Annotated in this window: 16 protein-coding genes; 13 read left to right on the top strand and 3 right to left on the bottom strand. The window is 41.7% G+C overall.

All coding sequences use genetic code 11. The features are described from left to right. Positions 1–114: 114 nt before the first annotated feature. Complete coding sequence (locus tag NST45_RS07665; protein ID WP_076100153.1) at positions 115–723, bottom strand: isoprenylcysteine carboxylmethyltransferase family protein; 609 nt, start codon at positions 721–723, stop codon at positions 115–117. A gap of 107 nt (positions 724–830) precedes the next feature. Here NST45_RS07665 and NST45_RS07670 point away from each other — a divergent pair, with 107 nt between their 5' ends. Then, on the top strand, positions 831–1,361 hold the full coding sequence (locus tag NST45_RS07670; RefSeq protein WP_076100155.1) for a hypothetical protein: 531 nt from the start codon (positions 831–833) through the stop codon (positions 1,359–1,361). Here the strand turns inward: NST45_RS07670 and NST45_RS07675 are convergent. Continuing rightward, positions 1,331–1,879, bottom strand: coding sequence for a MepB family protein (locus NST45_RS07675; RefSeq protein WP_326047743.1), 549 nt, complete (start codon positions 1,877–1,879; stop codon positions 1,331–1,333). The genes NST45_RS07670 and NST45_RS07675 overlap by 31 nt on opposite strands. 252 nt (positions 1,880–2,131) lie before the next feature. Here NST45_RS07675 and NST45_RS07680 point away from each other — a divergent pair, with 252 nt between their 5' ends. The 10 genes from NST45_RS07680 to NST45_RS07725 all read left to right on the top strand — a co-directional run bounded on the left by NST45_RS07680 (position 2,132) and on the right by NST45_RS07725 (position 13,590). Then, on the top strand, positions 2,132–2,323 hold the full coding sequence (locus tag NST45_RS07680) for a cysteine-rich CWC family protein (RefSeq protein ID WP_076141099.1): 192 nt from the start codon (positions 2,132–2,134) through the stop codon (positions 2,321–2,323). Positions 2,324–2,408: 85 nt separating this feature from the next. Continuing rightward, the gene (locus tag NST45_RS07685) at positions 2,409–2,978 is read left to right on the top strand and encodes a hypothetical protein (RefSeq protein ID WP_076141078.1); all 570 of its coding nucleotides are present in this window, start codon (positions 2,409–2,411) and stop codon (positions 2,976–2,978) included. A gap of 218 nt (positions 2,979–3,196) precedes the next feature. After that, positions 3,197–4,897, top strand: a complete 1,701-nt coding sequence (locus NST45_RS07690) for a molecular chaperone HscC (RefSeq protein WP_076100179.1) — start codon at positions 3,197–3,199, stop codon at positions 4,895–4,897. Next, positions 4,894–6,378: a J domain-containing protein gene (locus NST45_RS07695; protein WP_076225068.1), complete on the top strand. Its 1,485-nt coding sequence runs from the start codon at positions 4,894–4,896 to the stop codon at positions 6,376–6,378. Before NST45_RS07690 ends, NST45_RS07695 begins: the two co-directional genes overlap by 4 nt. 16 nt (positions 6,379–6,394) lie before the next feature. Beyond that, positions 6,395–7,072, top strand: coding sequence for a DUF1266 domain-containing protein (locus NST45_RS07700; RefSeq protein ID WP_051491590.1), 678 nt, complete (start codon positions 6,395–6,397; stop codon positions 7,070–7,072). Between the two features lie 681 nt (positions 7,073–7,753). Next, on the top strand, positions 7,754–8,377 hold the full coding sequence (locus tag NST45_RS07705; protein ID WP_339825305.1) for a TetR/AcrR family transcriptional regulator: 624 nt from the start codon (positions 7,754–7,756) through the stop codon (positions 8,375–8,377). Between the two features lie 42 nt (positions 8,378–8,419). Beyond that, the gene (locus tag NST45_RS07710) at positions 8,420–9,667 is read left to right on the top strand and encodes an MFS transporter (RefSeq protein ID WP_179086372.1); all 1,248 of its coding nucleotides are present in this window, start codon (positions 8,420–8,422) and stop codon (positions 9,665–9,667) included. A gap of 166 nt (positions 9,668–9,833) precedes the next feature. Further along, a complete protein-coding gene (locus NST45_RS07715) occupies positions 9,834–12,173 on the top strand; it encodes an FtsX-like permease family protein (protein WP_076105262.1) in 2,340 nt (779 codons plus the stop codon). Positions 12,174–12,187: 14 nt separating this feature from the next. Continuing rightward, positions 12,188–12,952 carry an ABC transporter ATP-binding protein gene (locus tag NST45_RS07720; RefSeq protein WP_076105263.1) on the top strand — a complete coding sequence of 255 codons (765 nt, stop codon included), beginning with the start codon at positions 12,188–12,190 and terminating at the stop codon, positions 12,950–12,952. A gap of 65 nt (positions 12,953–13,017) precedes the next feature. After that, on the top strand, positions 13,018–13,590 hold the full coding sequence (locus NST45_RS07725; RefSeq protein ID WP_076105264.1) for a DUF305 domain-containing protein: 573 nt from the start codon (positions 13,018–13,020) through the stop codon (positions 13,588–13,590). Positions 13,591–13,676: 86 nt separating this feature from the next. Here the strand turns inward: NST45_RS07725 and NST45_RS07730 are convergent, their stop codons facing one another. Continuing rightward, a complete protein-coding gene (locus tag NST45_RS07730; protein ID WP_339825308.1) occupies positions 13,677–15,539 on the bottom strand; it encodes a rhamnogalacturonan lyase in 1,863 nt (620 codons plus the stop codon). 156 nt (positions 15,540–15,695) lie between these two features. Between NST45_RS07730 and NST45_RS07735 the strand changes: the two genes are divergently transcribed. Both NST45_RS07735 and NST45_RS07740 read left to right on the top strand, forming a co-directional pair. Further along, positions 15,696–16,745 (top strand): phosphotransferase, encoded by a 1,050-nt coding sequence (locus tag NST45_RS07735; protein ID WP_339825311.1) that lies wholly within the window; start codon positions 15,696–15,698, stop codon positions 16,743–16,745. Positions 16,746–16,987: 242 nt separating this feature from the next. Continuing rightward, positions 16,988–17,515 carry a hypothetical protein gene (locus NST45_RS07740; RefSeq protein WP_036688960.1) on the top strand — a complete coding sequence of 176 codons (528 nt, stop codon included), beginning with the start codon at positions 16,988–16,990 and terminating at the stop codon, positions 17,513–17,515. The last annotated feature ends 19 nt before the right edge of the window (positions 17,516–17,534 follow it).

Genomic DNA, 17,534 nt, shown 5'->3' on the forward strand with positions numbered 1-17,534 from the left:
TGTATGTTTACAGTCTCATATTATAGTAGTTACATTAAGAGAATGTTTTCTTGTCTTGTAAAAAATGTAAAATGATATAGCGAATATAAATTATCCGAGCTGTGATAAAAGATTTTAAAATAGAAAATATCTAGGTGTATTATTGGCATATTGGATATATTCATCTCTGAATACGGACTTTAAATGTTGCTCTTCTTGAAGAATTAGTAAATGAATCGCGGCAATGTTAAGAAAGAATATTAGGAGTGTTAACAGATTGGGGTACATCAGATACAATCCCAGAAACATGAGATCAAACCCGACAAATGCAGCGTTTCTACTATATTTATAAATACCGTGTGTGATGAGTTTGGTTAAAGTAGTCTTATCAATCCCAACTCTCCATGAAGTGCGCATAGCAATCATAGCTTGAATGAAAATGAAACATCCGAGCGCAGCTATAACAACACCGCTAAAGTGCAGTACAGGAATATCAAACGTTTTGCCTACAAGTGTAACCATAAAAGACTCTGCTAAGGAAAAAACAAACCATGCTGCGCCCCATAAAAAAGTAGAGGTTTTTACCAATAGCTCGGTATAATAGATTTTAGATAGTTTAGAGCCTTTAGCCAGAACGTTTCCTTTAATGTGGTTTTTCTTGTAAAGTATAAGGAGCTTTAATAGATAAGAAATTAGGAAGATGCAGAAAAGAAGTAGAGATAGGATATTTTTAAGATCGCTCATTATAATTTCCTCCTCAGCAATACATATGAATGATTGCTCATATGTTTGTTTATATCTTATTTCCTAATATTGTACATGTCAACTAATTATTGATTTAGGGGGATATCGTGAAAACAAATGTATACAAAAAACGGTGGCTTTGGGTGTTGGTTATCGTGGTTATTGCACTTGCAGGTACTGTAATCGGTATGCTGCTTACGCAAACTGGGCTTGCAACCTTTACTTCCAATGCTTATGGAGTCTCTTTGAAGTATCCAACGGAATGGGTCGTCGATTCAGCAGATGATGAGAAGGGTCAGGGGGAGGATGGTTTTTTTCAATTATCCGCTATGTCTGGAGAGGGACAATCAATAGATGAAGTAGCTGAAATTATTGCCTCCCATCAGCTGAAGCCTTATGGCTCCAATCCGCAAATCACTGAACTGACATTAGAGAGGTTAAAAGAGGAAGAGAAGGCAAAGTTGATTATGCCTTCTGCTGACCAAGGGGAGGAATGGAATCATCAAGCGGCGCTTATAATTAAATATCCCGAAGCGGTGAAAATAGGAGATGATGTATACTATTATTTTATTTTGCAGGGCGATAAGGAACATGTGGAGGAGATAGGTCAGACCGTAAGATTTACAGGTAAACCGTAAAGTGCTTGTGCACGAAGGTAGTCTACGGGTTTATTTACAGGGATATCCAAGAAATATTCCGACTGCCATGTTTGCGTTTTTTGAGCTTGGCGACTCGTGGGATTGTCCCAAGGCGGGTAGACTCGAAAAGCTCTTTTTCCACCTTCACCTTTAGCAGATAGAATATCTTGTTCTCCTAGGACAGCTTTTGGAAAAATAAATTGGCCAAAGTGATTCCCATTTCGTGTACTTATAACGAAGAGATCAGCAGGATTTGAGATGTCATAGGGTTGGATGGGATGATCTCCAATTCGCTCCCATAGTGTCACAAATTGCCCGACTTTAGTGGGTGTGATTTTAGCCACCCGGAATCTAATGGCCAGCGCATTTAAGGTAAAGATATATGCTCCGTATTCCGCATTTTGCGGTTCAAGAATTGGTTCGGAGCAATCAAACCTGCAAGGATTATATACTTCTTCCATGGTAGCAAGTAAGTCACTATGTAGGGTATCTAAAAAGCTCATCTTCTTATCATTCATCTGTTATTCTCCCATTTGAGTTCGTAATGTTCACTATCTTAATGCAAGTGAACCGAGTTCACAAGTCTAGGAATAATAGAGAAATTGGGCTTATGCTAAACTAGGGATCTTCAGAAGTGGTTATGGCGGAAACCTATTCGGGGAGTTGTTTGTTTTACTTACTGACGTATTGTCATTTGTTGGATTTTTTTATTAATATGGTTTTCCAAAGAAAAATAGTTTGTGATTTTTGGGGGAGTAGAAATTTTGGATATGATGAACATACTGGTTGAAGAACGCCATTGTCCTTTATGTAAAGAATTGAATCGTTGTGGCGCTGAAAGCGGTGACTGTTGGTGTTTCCATACAGAAATTCCACTCGAATTGCAGGAACAGATCCCGGAAGAACTGAGAGGGAAAGCTTGTATCTGCCAAAAATGCGTAGAAGCATTTAATAAACATTAACCGGGATATTAATTAATTCTCGACGAAAACCGTAATTTCATTGTATATAATTAAAGTGTAATCTAAAAAAATAATGGAGGCGCAGATGAGGAAGCCAATAATTGCAGTAGATATGGATGATACAATTTGCCATCTAGTGAAGCGAGCCATATACCATAATAATAATGATTTTCCCACGCATCTGCTACGGTATGAGGAAATGCTTGATTGGAATACGGATCATTTACGTCATCCGGATTGTACACAAGAGATTTTCTATGGGCGGCCCGGTCTGTATGAAGAGCTTGAACTGTTTGACGAACATGTCGTAGGAGAAATGGAGAAACTGCATAACGCTTATGATGTAATTATTGTTACGGCAGCCCAACCCCAGTCGGTGGTGGAAAAATGGAACTGGTTGCAGAAGCATATGCCGTTTATTCCGATTGAAAATTTCTTTACCTGTAAGCGAAAAAATCTTATTAACTACGATCTATTGATCGATGACGGGGTGCATAACCTGGTTCCGGCATTGCAGGGGGGAAGAAAAGTGCTTTGTATTCCGCATCCATGGAATTTGCGGGCCCGTGAACAATATGCTTTTCCATTATTGACCTCATGGGAAGGTGCAAAAGAGAAGATAGATCAGATGTTAGGACGTCCAAAGAGCGAATGAGACTGTTTTTTATAGATGATGTACAGAAAAATATCCTCCACCAAAAAATGAAGGTATCCCATTAGCCAGTGTGGCTTTTGAGATACCTTTTTTATATCTATTGCAGAAGGACAATTTCATTTTTATGCTCTGGATGTAAATATGTTGAATTAGTGACATTTCGATTCTTGGACTCTTTTCTTTGTATATTATTGTATATAAAAGGAGTGGAGATAGTAGTGAGAACAATCGGAATTGATTTAGGAACGACCTATAGTCTTGCTGCTTATTGGGACGGCAGTCAGGCTGTAATTATTCCCAATGTACTTGGGGAGCATGTAACACCCTCGATTGTTAGTGTAGATGCAGAGGGAGAAGTATTAGTTGGAAGAATCGCACAGGAACGACTGATTACACATCCACAGTTAACCGCCTCGACTTTTAAGCGCTTTATGGGATCAGCAAAAAAATACAAACTAGGTACGATGACTTTTACTCCTGAAGAGTTATCTTCTTTTGTTCTGCGGTCACTGAAAGAGGATGCGGAAAATCATCTAGGTGAGTCCGTAACGAAAGCTATAATCAGTGTTCCGGCTTATTTCAATGATGTTCAGCGGAAAGCAACTAAGAAAGCGGCTGAGCTGGCCGGTTTACAAGTAGAGCGGCTTATTAGTGAACCTACGGCGGCAGCACTCGCTTATGGTCTGCATCAGAATCAGGAGACTTCATTTCTTGTTTTTGATCTGGGTGGAGGAACCTTTGATGTGTCAATTCTGGAGCTTTTCGAAGGGGTAATGGATGTTAAGTCGATTGCCGGAGATAACTATCTTGGCGGGGAAGATTTCACAGAGATACTAGTGGCCTACTTTATCCAAAAGAATAAGCTGGACGCGGAATCGTTAACACCAATAACGAGGTCGATGTTGTATAAGCAGGCAGAGCAGAGTAAACGAATTCTTGGTACAGAGTCTGCTGCGACTATGCGGATAGTTATTAAAGAGGAAGAATACGTGCTGACTATAGATCGCTTAGAGCTTGAGCAATTGGTGCAACCGTTACTAATACGTCTAAGGCAGCCGATAGAAAGAGCATTACGGGATGCTTCTTTGCAGCCTTCCGATCTGGATGGGATTGTGATGATTGGGGGTGCGACTAAAATGCCTCTGATTAAGCAAATTATCAGCCGTATGTTCGGGAAAATGCCTTATGCGAATATCAGCCCAGATGAGACCGTCGCACTTGGAGCTGCGGTTCAGGTAGCTCTGAAGCAGCGTGATCAAGCGCTGGATGAAATGATTTTGACGGACGTTTGCCCCTATACATTAGGGACCAGTGTTTTGCGTAGAGGTTCAAGCGGACAAACGTCATCTGGACATTACTTTCCGATCATTGAACGTAACACTCCGATTCCTGTTAGCCGGGTAGAACGTCTATATACAGCCGCAGATAATCAGAAGATCATAAGTGTGGATGTGTATCAGGGGGAGAGTCCTCGCGTTGAAAATAATCTTTTCCTAGGAGAAATGGAGTTTCAGATTCCGCAAGCACCTCGGGGAGAAGAAAGTATTGATGTCAGATATACATATGATGTGAATGGGATTCTTGAGGTGGAGGTTACAACAGTTTCAACAGGTCAGAAGCATCAGATGATCATCGAGCAAAATGCTGGTGCAATGACGAAAAAGCAAATTGAAGCTCGTTTACTGGAACTGCGGAGTATCAAAATTCATCCGCGTGAGCGTACCGAGAACAGGCTTCTGCTTGCTAGAGGTGAGCGTTTATATGAAGAGGTGCTTGGGGACCAACGGAAGTTTATCGCACAGTGTCTGAAAGTATTCGAAGATGCTTTATATACTCAGAACGAGAAAGTGATTGAAAAAGCGGCACAAGCTTTCAATGAGCAATTGGCGGAAATTGAAGGGTGGTCATACTTCACATGACAATCTGGAGTATGTTGGAGATTGAACCCACAGATGAACTAGCTATCATCAAAAAGGCCTATGCCAAAAAACTGAAATCGCATCACCCCGAAGATGACCCTGAAGGATACCAGCAGCTTAGAGAAGCTTATGATACAGCTGTGAAATGGGCCCGCTCCGGGCAGCGTATAGCAAGCACTGTCCCTTCATTTGTAGGTGAGGATAAGAAAGAAATAGCGGAAGCAATATCAAAAGAAATAGAAGAAATGGTGATACAAGCAGAAAAAGTAATACGAGTAGATGAAGCTGAGGAGGAAGAAGGCGAGGAGGAAGAACAAGAAGTTGAGGAGGTAGACACCGAGGAAGAAGTAGAAGGGGCAACTTCTATACCGCATGAAAACGAGTGGGCGCTGGTTCGCCCTCTTCCCATCCAACTTGATGCTGATCTTCAAGAACAGCCAGCAGATATTTTTGACAGACAAATTAGGGAACTGTATGCGGATTTCTCGCGCCGGATTAAACAAGCTTCGTGGCATTCACTTTTGAATGAAGATTTCATGTGGAGTATAGAGCATCGTGATCGGCTAAGGGATAAGCTTATGTTGTTCCTTGATCAGCATCGGAATTTGCCTCATGCCGTATGGGAGGCTTTGGATTCATTTTTTCATTTTCGTGAGGACAAGGAAATATTTCTTCAACGTTATGATAATAAGTTAGTCGAGTACATACTAGGGCAGGTCGACGGAAGTTTGGAGATGCGTTATGAGTGTTTCCTTTTGCAGGCGTCTCTTGAGTTTGACATAGAACACTATCTAAATTTGAGGCGATCCGCTCAATTCATGCTGATGGAGGATAAACATACTGAAGCTGGTCAACTGCTCGACGAAGCAAATAAGCTGTTTCAGAATGATCCGGATCTGCAATTAATGCGAGCTAAGTATTGTCTGGATACTGCTGATTATATGGAAGCGCTGGTGTGTTTAAACCAAGTAACCACTATGTGGCCTAACGAAAGAGACGGTTACTTATTAAGAGGGCGGCTTCTCTACTATTTGCAGCGTTATGAGGAAGCGATGAAGGATTGTGAATATCTGTTGCAGGAGGATGCTGGAAATAGAGATGTGCAATGTTTAATTCTGGAATGTAAGATTGCACGTTCTCAAATTGAGGAAGCTCTTACACAAACGGAGACAAATGAGCCTAAAAAAGACGAGTTCGTTCATTTTCGTTATCTTGCGAATAAGTACATGTTGAAGAACAAAAAACTGTATCCACAACGTCTTCGTATCTCTTCGCTAGTAACCATTGGAAAGAACATTATAGGGCCTATATTATTCTATCTATTGGTTTTCCTGAAATTAAGCTGGTTCTATATTTTGGTATATACCATATGTTATTTTTCAGTTTCTGAGCTTCCCCCGCTTGTCAATGCGGTGTTCATTCTTATTATTCTATGGAAAATCAGGAACATTTGCAAAACAGCATACTTATTCTCGAACTAATATCAGGAGGCTCTACATGCTGAAGGAATACAATGTTAAGCAAAGAAAACGATTGGAAATGTATTTCCGCTGTCTTTCCTCTACCTGCATACGTGGTCTCTTAGGGAGATACTATGTGGTTTATGAGTTTGATTTCAGTAATGTCTTCTTCAAAAGAGGATTAATCAAAAATGCTTGTGAAAGATGGAATATCGAGGATGCTAACTCCTTTCATCGCCAAATTCGCTGGCTTTTAGAAGATGGCAACCGTGCAGAATATAGATCTTTACATGCTCGTTTAGCCACACTTTCCGAAACCTCACGCAGTAAATATCTTGAGGCACATAAGGATCATGAGGATTTTGTTAATCTGAAGGTTGTTGCACAAGGAATACATCAGTTGCCTTCTGGTGACATTTCTGCTTTTGGGTTAGCTTGGGTAATTTATCTGAGCCGGATTGGTTATGTTGAGGATTATTTGAAGAAGGAAGAAGCCTGGGAATACAAAATAGAAGCAGCAAGGCAGCTACAAGAACGTTATAGCAGTTGGGCGGATTATTATATAGCCTATTCCTTGGGCAGCAAATTTTCATTAGTACAATCCGGCGGATTAGATAATCTTTTTGAGACGGGATTGCAGAAGCTCATGCGAAATAGCAGCATTCTATACAGGGAAGCCGTTTGGGGGCAAAATCTGCAGCCGGAAGCCACTTAGTCCGTACTTAGGTAATTAATACCTATTGAATACCTATAGAATACCTATCCCGTGTAGCTTAAGGACCCAAAGGACGCTATTTGCAAATTTATAGCCCTTTGAGCCGGTTTTCGGACTCCAGTGCAGCTATTCCTTGAGGAAGGGGTCTTTTGTGGTGTTTTTCATGTCAATAGTGGCTATGCGGTCCGTTAGGATTCCAAATGGGGGATAATGCAGCATATAAGGTCAGCTGTGTCCGATAGGCTATTATGTCGTAAGTGTAAATGTGATATAAGCAAACGAAGTTTAGTGTTACAACACGAGCAAAGGTTTCGCTCAACGGATCAGATCAAAGAGCAAGCTAAAAGTAAAACGCAGCCGGAAGACCAAACAGTAAAACCCAACAGTAAAACCAAACAGTAAAACCAAACAGTAAAATCCAACAATAAACAATAAGACCCAACAGTAAAACCTAACAGTAAAATCCAACAGTAAACAATTAGACTAAACAGAAAATAGTAAGACTAAAACCAACAGTAAAACTCAAAAGTGAATCACAAAAAAAGAGGGAGTTCCAGCTGCTATAACATAGCTTTTGTAATTCTCTCTTTTTGTGATGCCGGATTAATCTTGACAGGATCTGATATTTGTATATAATTGGAATAGACCGACGGTCGGTCAATAGAATGGAGGACGTTTCAGATGAGAATTTCCAAAGAAGCGGAAGAACGTAGAAATGAAATATTGGATACAGCAGAAATGCTGTTTTTTACGAAAGGGTATACCAAAACGACAGTGAATGATGTCTTGCAGGCTATAGGTATTGCGAAGGGAACCTTTTACTATTATTTTAAATCGAAGGAAGAGGTCATGGATGCTGTAGTGCTGCGATTTATTGATGTTGGTGTAGCAACCGCTAAGCAAATTGCTGCAGATCCTAAGCTGACCGTTCATGAAAAGCTGCTGCAAATCATTATGGTGCAAAAGCCGGATACGGACAGAAAAAGCCAAATGATTGAGCAGTTCCATCAGGCTGATAATGCACAGCTGCACCAGAAAAGCTTGGTGGAAACCATTTTGCGGCTAACTCCTGTTTTGACGGAGGTCATTGAGCAGGGCATAGAGGAGGGACTGTTTCACAATCCGTATCCCCGGGAGACGATGGAATTTCTATTGATCACCTCTCAATTTCTTTTTGATGAAGGTATATTCAAGTGGCAGCCTGAGGAAATCATCCAGAAGATAAGAGCTTTTATCTATACGATGGAAATTACGCTAGGGGCGGAGAAAGGTAGCTTCGACTATGTGTTTCAAATGTTTGAGTAGGGGAGAGGGAATATTCTGAACAACAAATCCTTCGGAAATTTTATGATCATTTGGATGGGGGAGTGGATATCCAGTATTGGCAGCGGGTTGACGGCTTTCACCTTAGGGGTTTATGTGTTCCAGATGACGCAGACTGCCTCTAGCGTGGCACTTTTAACCTTATGTGCTTTTCTCCCTTCCATTGTGCTCAGTCCTTTTGGCGGCGTGTTAGCGGATCGGTTTGATCGTCGATTGATGATGATAGCAGGGGATTTGTTATCTGCTTTTGGACTAGTATATGTTCTCATCATCATGCTGCTGGGTGAACCTCATTTATGGCAGATTTGTCTGGGTGTGACGTTTAGTTCGATTTTTGTATCCTTGCTTGAACCTGCCTACAAGGCTACCATTACAGATTTATTAACAGAGAAGCAATTTGCCAAGGCCAGTGGTTTAGTTCAGCTTGCTGCGTCCTCAAAATATCTTCTTTCCCCTATCCTTGCCGGGATTTTGCTTAGCTTTATGGATATAACAACTATCCTGCTTATAGATATCTCAACCTTTCTAGTTACAGTTCTTGCAGTGATGGCTGTTCGCAGGAATCTACAGACTGAACACAGAGTCCCAACGAATCAGTCGTTTGTAAAAGATTTGAAGGAGGGCTGGGATGCTCTTATTTACACGAAAGGTGTACTGCAGCTTACGATCATTTTGTCTGTCGTTACTTTTTATGTGGGTTTTCTCCAAACCTTATATACGCCTATGCTTCTACCCTTTACGGATACGAAAACTCTAGGCACGGTATTGTCTGTAAGTGCTATAGGGATGTTGCTCGGCAGTCTGATTATTGGAGTTTTTAGCATCGATCGTAAATATATTAAAGTATTAGCGCTCGGCCTAGGATTCGCCGGTTTGTTTTTTTCATTGGTGGGTCTGACCACGAATGTTGCTTTTATTACAGCTGCTGGCTTTTTATTTTTTGCAACGTTGCCTTTTGTTAATACCAGTGCTGACGTTATGATTCGCAACCATATCCCAAATGACACACAGGGGCGGGCATGGGGGATCATTGGCATTTTATCACAACTCGGTTATGTGGCTGCGTATGCTTTTGCTGGCATATTGGCTGATCAAGTGTTTAATCCTCTTTTGCGAGAGGGAGGTCTGCTTACTTCATCAGTAGGTAAGGTGATAGGCACAGGGGAAGGACGGGGAATCGGTTTATTATTTATCATCTCTGGTTTGCTCATCATTATTATGGCATTTGTGATCCCCCGAATGAAATCCATTCGCTGCCTTGAACATGAATAATTAAACGAATTAAAAACCATAAAGGAAAGAAACGAAGAGAAAGTTTGGAACTGTAGGAGCGATAGCGACCGCCTTTGTCTCCGGAAGTCCAAATTTTCGCGCAGTGACACTAATTCTAGTGATTATCTGTAGGTGGATTCAACTAAGGAGAGGAGAAGGCCCGTCAATGCTGCTACGAATTGTAAAAAGAGACCTTCAACGCAATAAAATCATTACCTTCGGATTATTTGTGTTTATCATGTTATCGGCTTTGCTTGTTGCTTCTGCGTCGCAAGTGATTATGGAGTTGTCGGGGTCCTTGAATCAGCTATTGATTAAATCCAAAGCCCCTCATTTCGTGCAGATGCACGCAGGACAAATCGACAGCTCAGCAATCGAGAGCTTTACAGCTACTAATCCACTGGTGAAAGATCAACAAACCGTAGAGATGCTTAACTTGGATGGATCTAACGTTTATCTAGGCAGTAACCAAGGCTCGGAAGCAAACAGCGTGATGGATATCGGCTTTGTAGAGCAGAATCCTTCGTTTGATTTGCTGCTGAATTTAGAGAACAAGGTGATTGAGGTATCGGCAGGAGAAATCGCTGTCCCCATTTATTATATGAAGCAAAAGAATCTGAAAATCGGCGACGTAGTTAGCGTTTTAGGTGAACAGTTCGATAAAAAGTTTGTGATTACTGATTTTGTAAGGGATGTCCAAATGAATCCAGCCATGGTCAGCTCCAAACGTTTTGTCGTAAACGCTGCTGACTTTACAGCGCTTAAACAAAAGCTCGGCGAACCTGAATACCTGATTGAATTTCAGCTTACGGATCTATCCAAGCTCAATGATTTCCGCAATGAGTATCAATCCTCAAATCTGCCCAATAAAGGCCCCTCTATTGACTATCCTTTATTTAAAACGCTGAATGCACTGACGGATGGGATTATCGCAGTTGTTATTATTTTGGTAAGTGTTCTGCTGATGCTGATTGCTATTTTATGTCTCAGATTTACGATGATCGCTACCTTGGAAGAGGATTACAGAGAGATAGGTGTCATGAAAGCGATTGGGATCACGCAGCAAGATATTCGCAGCATTTATTTAGCAAAATATATCGTGATGGCAGCCGTCGCCTCTGTATGTGGATATTTACTATCTTTAGGTGTGGTGCGTTTGTTTACAGCCAATATTACTTTGTATTTGGGCGTTGCTCCTGCCAGTATCCTTCAATATTTTGTTCCTGTCCTGGCGGTAGGTTTGATCTTTGGAGTTGTTGTATTCTTTTGCCGGATGATTCTTAGACGCTTTAATCGCATCACGGTTGTAGAAGCTTTACGGTCAGGTACGAGGGGTGAAGCAAGGATTAACACAAGCAGATTTTCACTTAGTAAGCGTAAATTTGTTAACGTGAATGCTTTTCTCGGGGTAAAAGATGTTTACGGGCGCTTCACCATGTACGGATTATTGTTCTTCGTATTTGTGATCAGTTTGTTTATCGTTCTAGTGCCAGTGAATATATTGAATACCCTTCAGTCTCCCCGGTTTGTTTCTTATATGGGCGTCGGTCAGAGCGATATTCGTATAGATTTGCAGCAATCGAACCAAATAGAGAAGCGTTTTAATGAGATGATAACCAAGCTTGAAAATGACCCGGACATCTCTAAATTATCTCCACTGATTACTTCTAGATTTAAGGTATTAGGTAGTGATGGTGTATGGGAATCGCTAAATGTTGAAACCGGTGACTTTACTATTTTTCCGCTCTCGTATGTTAATGGAGGAACTCCTAGCAGTGCAAGTGAGATCGCTCTTTCTGACCTGAACGCCAAGGAACTGAATAAAAAGGTGGGGGATACCGTTCTTTTAGAAGTTGCTGGGGTGGCAAAAAAATTGACTGTTAGCGGGATCTATCAGGATATAACTAATGGTGGCCGAACCGCAAAAGCGCAATTGTCATATGATCCGAAGACGGTTCTCTGGTATGTCGTAGCTTTGGATGTGAACCCGGGAATTTCCGTCCAGGCAAAAATGGATCAGTACACCAAATTATTTTATCCAGCAAAAATCACTCATCTGCAAAGCTATTTAGCTCAGACATTAGGAAATACAATTCGCCAATTGAAGCTGGTTACAGGCTTATCCATCGTTATCGCATTTTCGATTTCGATATTGATTACCTCTTTATTTCTGAAAATGCTGCTTGCCAAGGATTCTTCGCAAACCGCTATTTTGAGAAGTGTTGGCTTTACGTTAGGAGATATTCGTAGGCAGTATCTGGTAAGGATGCTGATAATATCAGGGCTGGGCGTCATTCTTGGTACTTTTGCGGCTAACACTCTCGGGCAAAAAATTGCACAAATGCTAGGCTCTTTTATGGGTGCTTCTAAGATACAGTTTGTAATCAATCCGGCGGTAGCCTATCTTATTCTTCCGCTACTTTTCATGCTGATTGTAGCGCTCACCACCGTAACAAGCACGATCTCAATGAGAAAATCCAGTATAGCCAAACTAATTGTCGAATGATAGGAGGTGGCAGAATGTTCATATTAGAGACGAAGGGGTTAAAAAAAAGTTATTCAACAGGGCAAGGAACTCCGCAGTCGATATTAAAGGATGTTCAGCTTCAGGTGTCACAGGGGGAATTCATAGCTGTCATGGGACCTTCTGGTTCAGGAAAATCAACATTGCTGTATACGATCAGCGGGATGGATAAGTTGACAGCGGGAAGTGTTATTTTTAAAGGGCAGGAGATCAGCGGAGTTTCAGAGAACGAATTAGCCGGACTGCGCTTAAAGCATATGGGCTTTATTTTTCAGCAAATGCATCTGTTAAAAAACTTGAATATCCGCGACAATATCATCCTGTCTGCTTATCGGGCGAGAACCAGCAGCCGTAGAACTATCAATAAAAGAGCAGCCGAGTTAATGAACAAAACAGGAATTGCTACGCTGGCTGAACGTGATATTACACAGGTGTCAGGAGGACAATTGCAAAGAGCAGCAATCTGCAGAGCACTCATTAATCAGCCAGATATATTGTTTGGCGATGAGCCAACCGGGGCGCTTAACTCAAAAGCAGCTAGTGAAATCATGGACATATTAGCAGATATTAATCAATCAGGAACAACGCTTATAATCGCCACACATGATGCTAAAGTCGCTGCTCAAGCTGAGCGTGTCTTATATATGCTAGATGGCAGCATTGCAGCTGAGCAACAGCTTGGAAAATATAATCGCGTAGATGGTGAATTGAAAAGGCGGGAGGAGAAGCTTGCGGCCTGGCTATTAAAGCTGGGATTCTGATTGGGAATCTAGGATCATACCCATAACGTTTCTCATACACTATCCAGAAAGGAGTTATGAACCTTATGGATAGAAACTGCAAACTAAGCAATGTGACACAAGCTTATCTGAATGCTTATTATAATATTCTAAATACCATGATTAGAAGAATGACATGTGTTCCGCTATCGTGTAGTATATCAGACACCTTTATTCAACAGATGATACCGCATCATATCGCAGCTATTGAGATGTCTCGTAATATTCTTAAATACACGACCAATCTTGAAATACAGCGTATTGCTACAAATATCATTTCAGCACAAACCAAAAGTATCTCCAATATGCAAGCTATCCAGTGCAAATGTAGAATGCTGACGAATACAGATTTTGAACGATCTCAATACATGAAGAAATTCGAGCAAATAACGCAAACGATGTTCTCAGAAATGGGATCGGCAACTGTAACCAACGGAGTGAATGCGAATTTTGTACGAGAGATGATACCCCATCATGAGGGCGCTGTACGAATGTCAAACAACGTTTTACAGTTTAATATCTGCCCAGCACTAAAACCTATTTTATATGCAATAATAACCACTCAATGCGAAGGCATTAAACAATTAAAAAAACTATTAACGCACCTCGATCATTGCTGATATAAACCGAACAAAAAAGCAATTGCCCCGGCACATCCGGATAACTGCAATTGCTTTTTTATTCACTTACTAATTCTTTAGAAAGCTTACGGCACTACGTAGATATTGGGTTTAGACACAGTGGGCATACCGTTGCCTAGGAAAAATCCTGTGTGCGGAGGTTGATTGTAAGCTGTATTCTGCCAGGCAATGCTCAACCGATATACTGGATCATGCATTAAGGTATATATTTTATTAGTGGTGATGTTCGTAGTTGTATAGATTCGTAGAGCCGAGTTATCGGACTTTCTCCAGATAGCCTCTTCGCGCCAGTCTCCAAGCAGGTCGGCCTGTAGGCTTGGCGTTGCTTTGGTACTATTGTTGGATGCTACGCTCGCTCCGGTTAATAAATTGGTAACGGAGTTGCTTGCAGGGTTCCATTTGTCAATCTTGACACCATCCAGCAGTTCGCGGGACAAGTCGCCATCCCACCAGATTCCAAAATTCACAGAAGGCATTGTGCTGCTTATTTTGGTGCCTGTAATGGAGTATAGGCCAACGCCGTGAGCCCATACCTCTTCCCCGGGATAATTGGGATCAATATCGGCAGCCATCCCCCGGCCGGTATCTTTTCCCGTGTATACACCCCATAAGACCGTCCCGTTTGCAGCATCCCATACCGCAGCGCCATAGGGAGAACTAGTATTTTCCATGACTTTAAAAACTTCGAGACCGGGGCGGTTCGGATTTAAATCGCCTACATGCAGCGCGTCTCCATGACCCAGCCCTGTATTGTATAAGGTCGCACCGTTATTATCAATGTTTAAGGCACCATAAATGATCTCATCCTTACCATCGTTATCCACATCGGCTACACTTAAGCTATGATTACCTTGACCGGCGGTTCCAGCATTGGTGGAGCTATTGCTATCAAAGGTCCATTTACGGGTCAAAGCACTGCCATTCCAGTCAAAAGCTACAACGACTGTGCGTGTATAATAACCACGTGCCATAATGATGCTTGGATGTACTCCATCCAGATAGGCTACTCCTGCTAAAAAGCGGTCTACTCGATTGCCGTAATTGTCACCCCAACTGGATACCGTTCCTCTGGCAGGAACATAATCAATTGTGCTTAAGGCTTTCCCCGTTTGTCCGGAAAATACACTCAGATATTCAGGTCCGGTCAGGATATATCCACTGGAATTGCGATAATCTGCACTTGCGTTTCCAATGGTTACGCCAACTCCGTCAACCGTACCGTCTGCTGTTTTGCAGACTACTTCGGCTTTACCATCACCATTGAAATCATAGACTAGAAATTGAGTATAATGTGCGCCAGCCCGAATATTTTTACCCAGATCAATTCGCCATAGCCGAGTTCCATTCAGCTTATAGGCATCCAGATAGACGTTGCCTGTATAGCCACTTTGCGAGTTGTCTTTGGAATTGGAAGGATCCCACTTCAACACGATTTCATATTCCCCGTCACCGTCTAAGTCGCCTACGCTGGCATCATTGGCACTATAGGTATAACTTACGCCATCTGGTGTAGTGCCGCCAGCCGGAATCTGAATTGGAACGTCCAAATAATTGTTGGCCCATACATTTGCTGCTGGAGAATCAGATTGCTCAATACCGCCAACGATTGCTCGAACTGTATAGCTAGACGAAGCTGTGCCGGCGTTATCCTGATAATTCGTGCTGTCCGTGATTGGGGTAACGTTTACTTTTGTGCCATTGCGGTATAAATTAAAAGAAACCGACAGTTCTTCTGTTCCGAGTAGCCGCCAGCTCACAAATACACCGCTGGATACCTTCACTGCTACTAGTCCCCGATTTAGCTTTTCCGCTTGCCGGGCAGCTGCTGCCGACACAGAGGAAAGAGAGCCAAAAGCTGCCGTCCCTAAGGTAAAGACTAAAAACCAAATGATTACAAGATACCCTGATTGATGTAACCGCTTACTCATTAACGAAGCCTCCTTTTCATTTTTGGTTCACGAGGGTTACACAGGATGTCATAGTGAACAGTACATAATATTTCATAAAGATAAAAATATGTTTTAAATTTACTTGAACCATTTTATATGAGTACGGCTTCACTCACACGGAAAGGAATACATAACATGGAAAATATGAGCTATAATTTAAAATTCGCAACACTTTGTGCCAAATATAATCTGGGTCTGTTGATGAATGAACCTGAACCGATAACAGGTGGACTCTTGCACAGAATGTATCGCCTGCAAACGGATAAAGCGCAATACGCAGTAAAGGCCTTAAATCCTCAAATTATGCAACGAGATACAGCTATGTCCAATTATATTTTTTCTGAAATGGTTGCGAATCTGGCTTATCAAAAGGGGATCCATGCTGTTCCGGCAATCGTATCTAATGGCAGTAGTATGCACGAGGTTGAGGGGCAATTTTATTTATTGTTTCCATGGGTTCAGGGGAAGGCATTACCTTTAGGTGAAATAGATTTAGATTGTTGTAAAAAGATTGGGGCAATTCTTGTGCAGCTCCACATCATCGATTTCTCACAGGGAACGGATGATCATCACTTTGAAACGCTTATAGCGTCTAATGCTGCAGTTGCCAATTGGAAAGAGCTTGCTCTCAAAGGAGAGCAGCAGCGTGCAGAATGGTCAAGCTTGCTGGCAGATCACCTGCATAAGATAGAGAATTGGGAGGCATTGATTCATTCTTCAGCGAGTCTATTGACGAATCATTATGTTATCAGCCATCGGGATTTAGACCCCAAAAATGTCTTGTGGGATGAGCAGAAAGTTCCGATAATAATCGATTGGGAAGCAGCAGGACCTATTCATCCGACAGTAGAGCTGATAGATGTAGCTTTATATTGGTCAGGTTCTGAATCGGGAGATTTAAGCAAAAAGGCATTCTCAAATTTGATTAACAGCTATCTGGAGCATGGCGGAGAGATTTATGCGGATTGGCAGGTTGTGCTCAACTATGGCTTTTTGGGAAAATTAGAATGGTTAGCTTACAATATCAGACGTTCGCTAGGACTGGAGAGCTCGGATGACGCAGAACGGGAGCTGGGTACTTGTGAGGTAATCCGTACGATTAATGCATTACAGAACTATGCAGATTTTATTCCACAATGTTTATTATGGTTGGGAGATTTAGATAACCGTCACTACCTTTGGTGAGGATCATTTAGCAGGCCAACCTGCCAGGGAGTTTTATCGGAAATTAGGATTTAGTCCTTTGCAGGAATATGTTCCCGATGGACCGGATGGGGGTTCACGCCAAAAGTTTAAACTGACTGTAAGTTAAAAAGGAGGACTTATGAAGAAGTTTATAGTTATATCTGGCGTCTCGCTATTTTTGCTGGCGATTTCTTTTAACCCATTGTTCAACTATATACGTGAAAACAGGCAGGAAAGCAGATATGACTCCATGGGATGAAGAGGAGAAGGCCCCGCCTGGTGATATTGTCAAAGTTCAGTTCTTATTAAATGATCAAAAAATCTCCACCCCTGATGAAATATGGCTATCCAATCGGGACAGAGGCAGCAGATATTTTTCGTGGATAGATATTCTCACAGTAAAGGACCGAAAGACTGGTGAGGAACAAGTAAGTATAGTCCAAAGACTGACCGATGATAGTCAACCCATGGAAACAAGAAAATGGAAAATCATCACGATTGCACAAAACGGAGAAGTAGACGAAGAGGTTCTCAGCTATGCGCAAAGAAGCATCAATCATTTAGGTGTCAAGCTAATCGAGTTCTCCGGTACCTCCCTTATGGGTATGGGGTATTATTCAGATGTTACTAAGGCCTATCCTAGTATTTTCTTCCCACTCCTATTTCCGTTTCTAACTGGAATAGCGGGTCTCCTGTTATTGATTTTTCTGGTTGTTCTATTACTGTTTGAGCTTTATCTTAGACGCGTTATTAGAAAAAGAAGGCGATAAAGAACACAGGGTACATTCT

The sequence above is a fragment of the Paenibacillus sp. FSL R7-0163 genome, from assembly GCF_037969975.1.
In the GTDB taxonomy this organism is placed as follows: Bacteria; Bacillota; Bacilli; order Paenibacillales; family Paenibacillaceae; genus Paenibacillus_AQ; species Paenibacillus_AQ odorifer.

What these genes read in the sequence shown, in the direction of transcription:
- NST45_RS07730 (WP_339825308.1), bottom strand. Translation starts at nt 15,539, where the DNA reads ATGAGTAAGCGGTTACATCAATCAGGGTATCTTGTAATCATTTGGTTT.
- NST45_RS07685 (WP_076141078.1), top strand. Translation starts at nt 2,409, where the DNA reads ATGAGGAAGCCAATAATTGCAGTAGATATGGATGATACAATTTGCCAT.
- NST45_RS07695 (WP_076225068.1), top strand. Translation starts at nt 4,894, where the DNA reads ATGACAATCTGGAGTATGTTGGAGATTGAACCCACAGATGAACTAGCT.
- NST45_RS07675 (WP_326047743.1), bottom strand. Translation starts at nt 1,879, where the DNA reads ATGAATGATAAGAAGATGAGCTTTTTAGATACCCTACATAGTGACTTA.
- NST45_RS07740 (WP_036688960.1), top strand. Translation starts at nt 16,988, where the DNA reads ATGACTCCATGGGATGAAGAGGAGAAGGCCCCGCCTGGTGATATTGTC.
- NST45_RS07705 (WP_339825305.1), top strand. Translation starts at nt 7,754, where the DNA reads ATGAGAATTTCCAAAGAAGCGGAAGAACGTAGAAATGAAATATTGGAT.
- NST45_RS07725 (WP_076105264.1), top strand. Translation starts at nt 13,018, where the DNA reads ATGGATAGAAACTGCAAACTAAGCAATGTGACACAAGCTTATCTGAAT.
- NST45_RS07720 (WP_076105263.1), top strand. Translation starts at nt 12,188, where the DNA reads ATGTTCATATTAGAGACGAAGGGGTTAAAAAAAAGTTATTCAACAGGG.
- NST45_RS07715 (WP_076105262.1), top strand. Translation starts at nt 9,834, where the DNA reads ATGCTGCTACGAATTGTAAAAAGAGACCTTCAACGCAATAAAATCATT.
- NST45_RS07710 (WP_179086372.1), top strand. Translation starts at nt 8,420, where the DNA reads ATGATCATTTGGATGGGGGAGTGGATATCCAGTATTGGCAGCGGGTTG.
- NST45_RS07735 (WP_339825311.1), top strand. Translation starts at nt 15,696, where the DNA reads ATGGAAAATATGAGCTATAATTTAAAATTCGCAACACTTTGTGCCAAA.
- NST45_RS07700 (WP_051491590.1), top strand. Translation starts at nt 6,395, where the DNA reads ATGCTGAAGGAATACAATGTTAAGCAAAGAAAACGATTGGAAATGTAT.
- NST45_RS07680 (WP_076141099.1), top strand. Translation starts at nt 2,132, where the DNA reads ATGATGAACATACTGGTTGAAGAACGCCATTGTCCTTTATGTAAAGAA.
- NST45_RS07665 (WP_076100153.1), bottom strand. Translation starts at nt 723, where the DNA reads ATGAGCGATCTTAAAAATATCCTATCTCTACTTCTTTTCTGCATCTTC.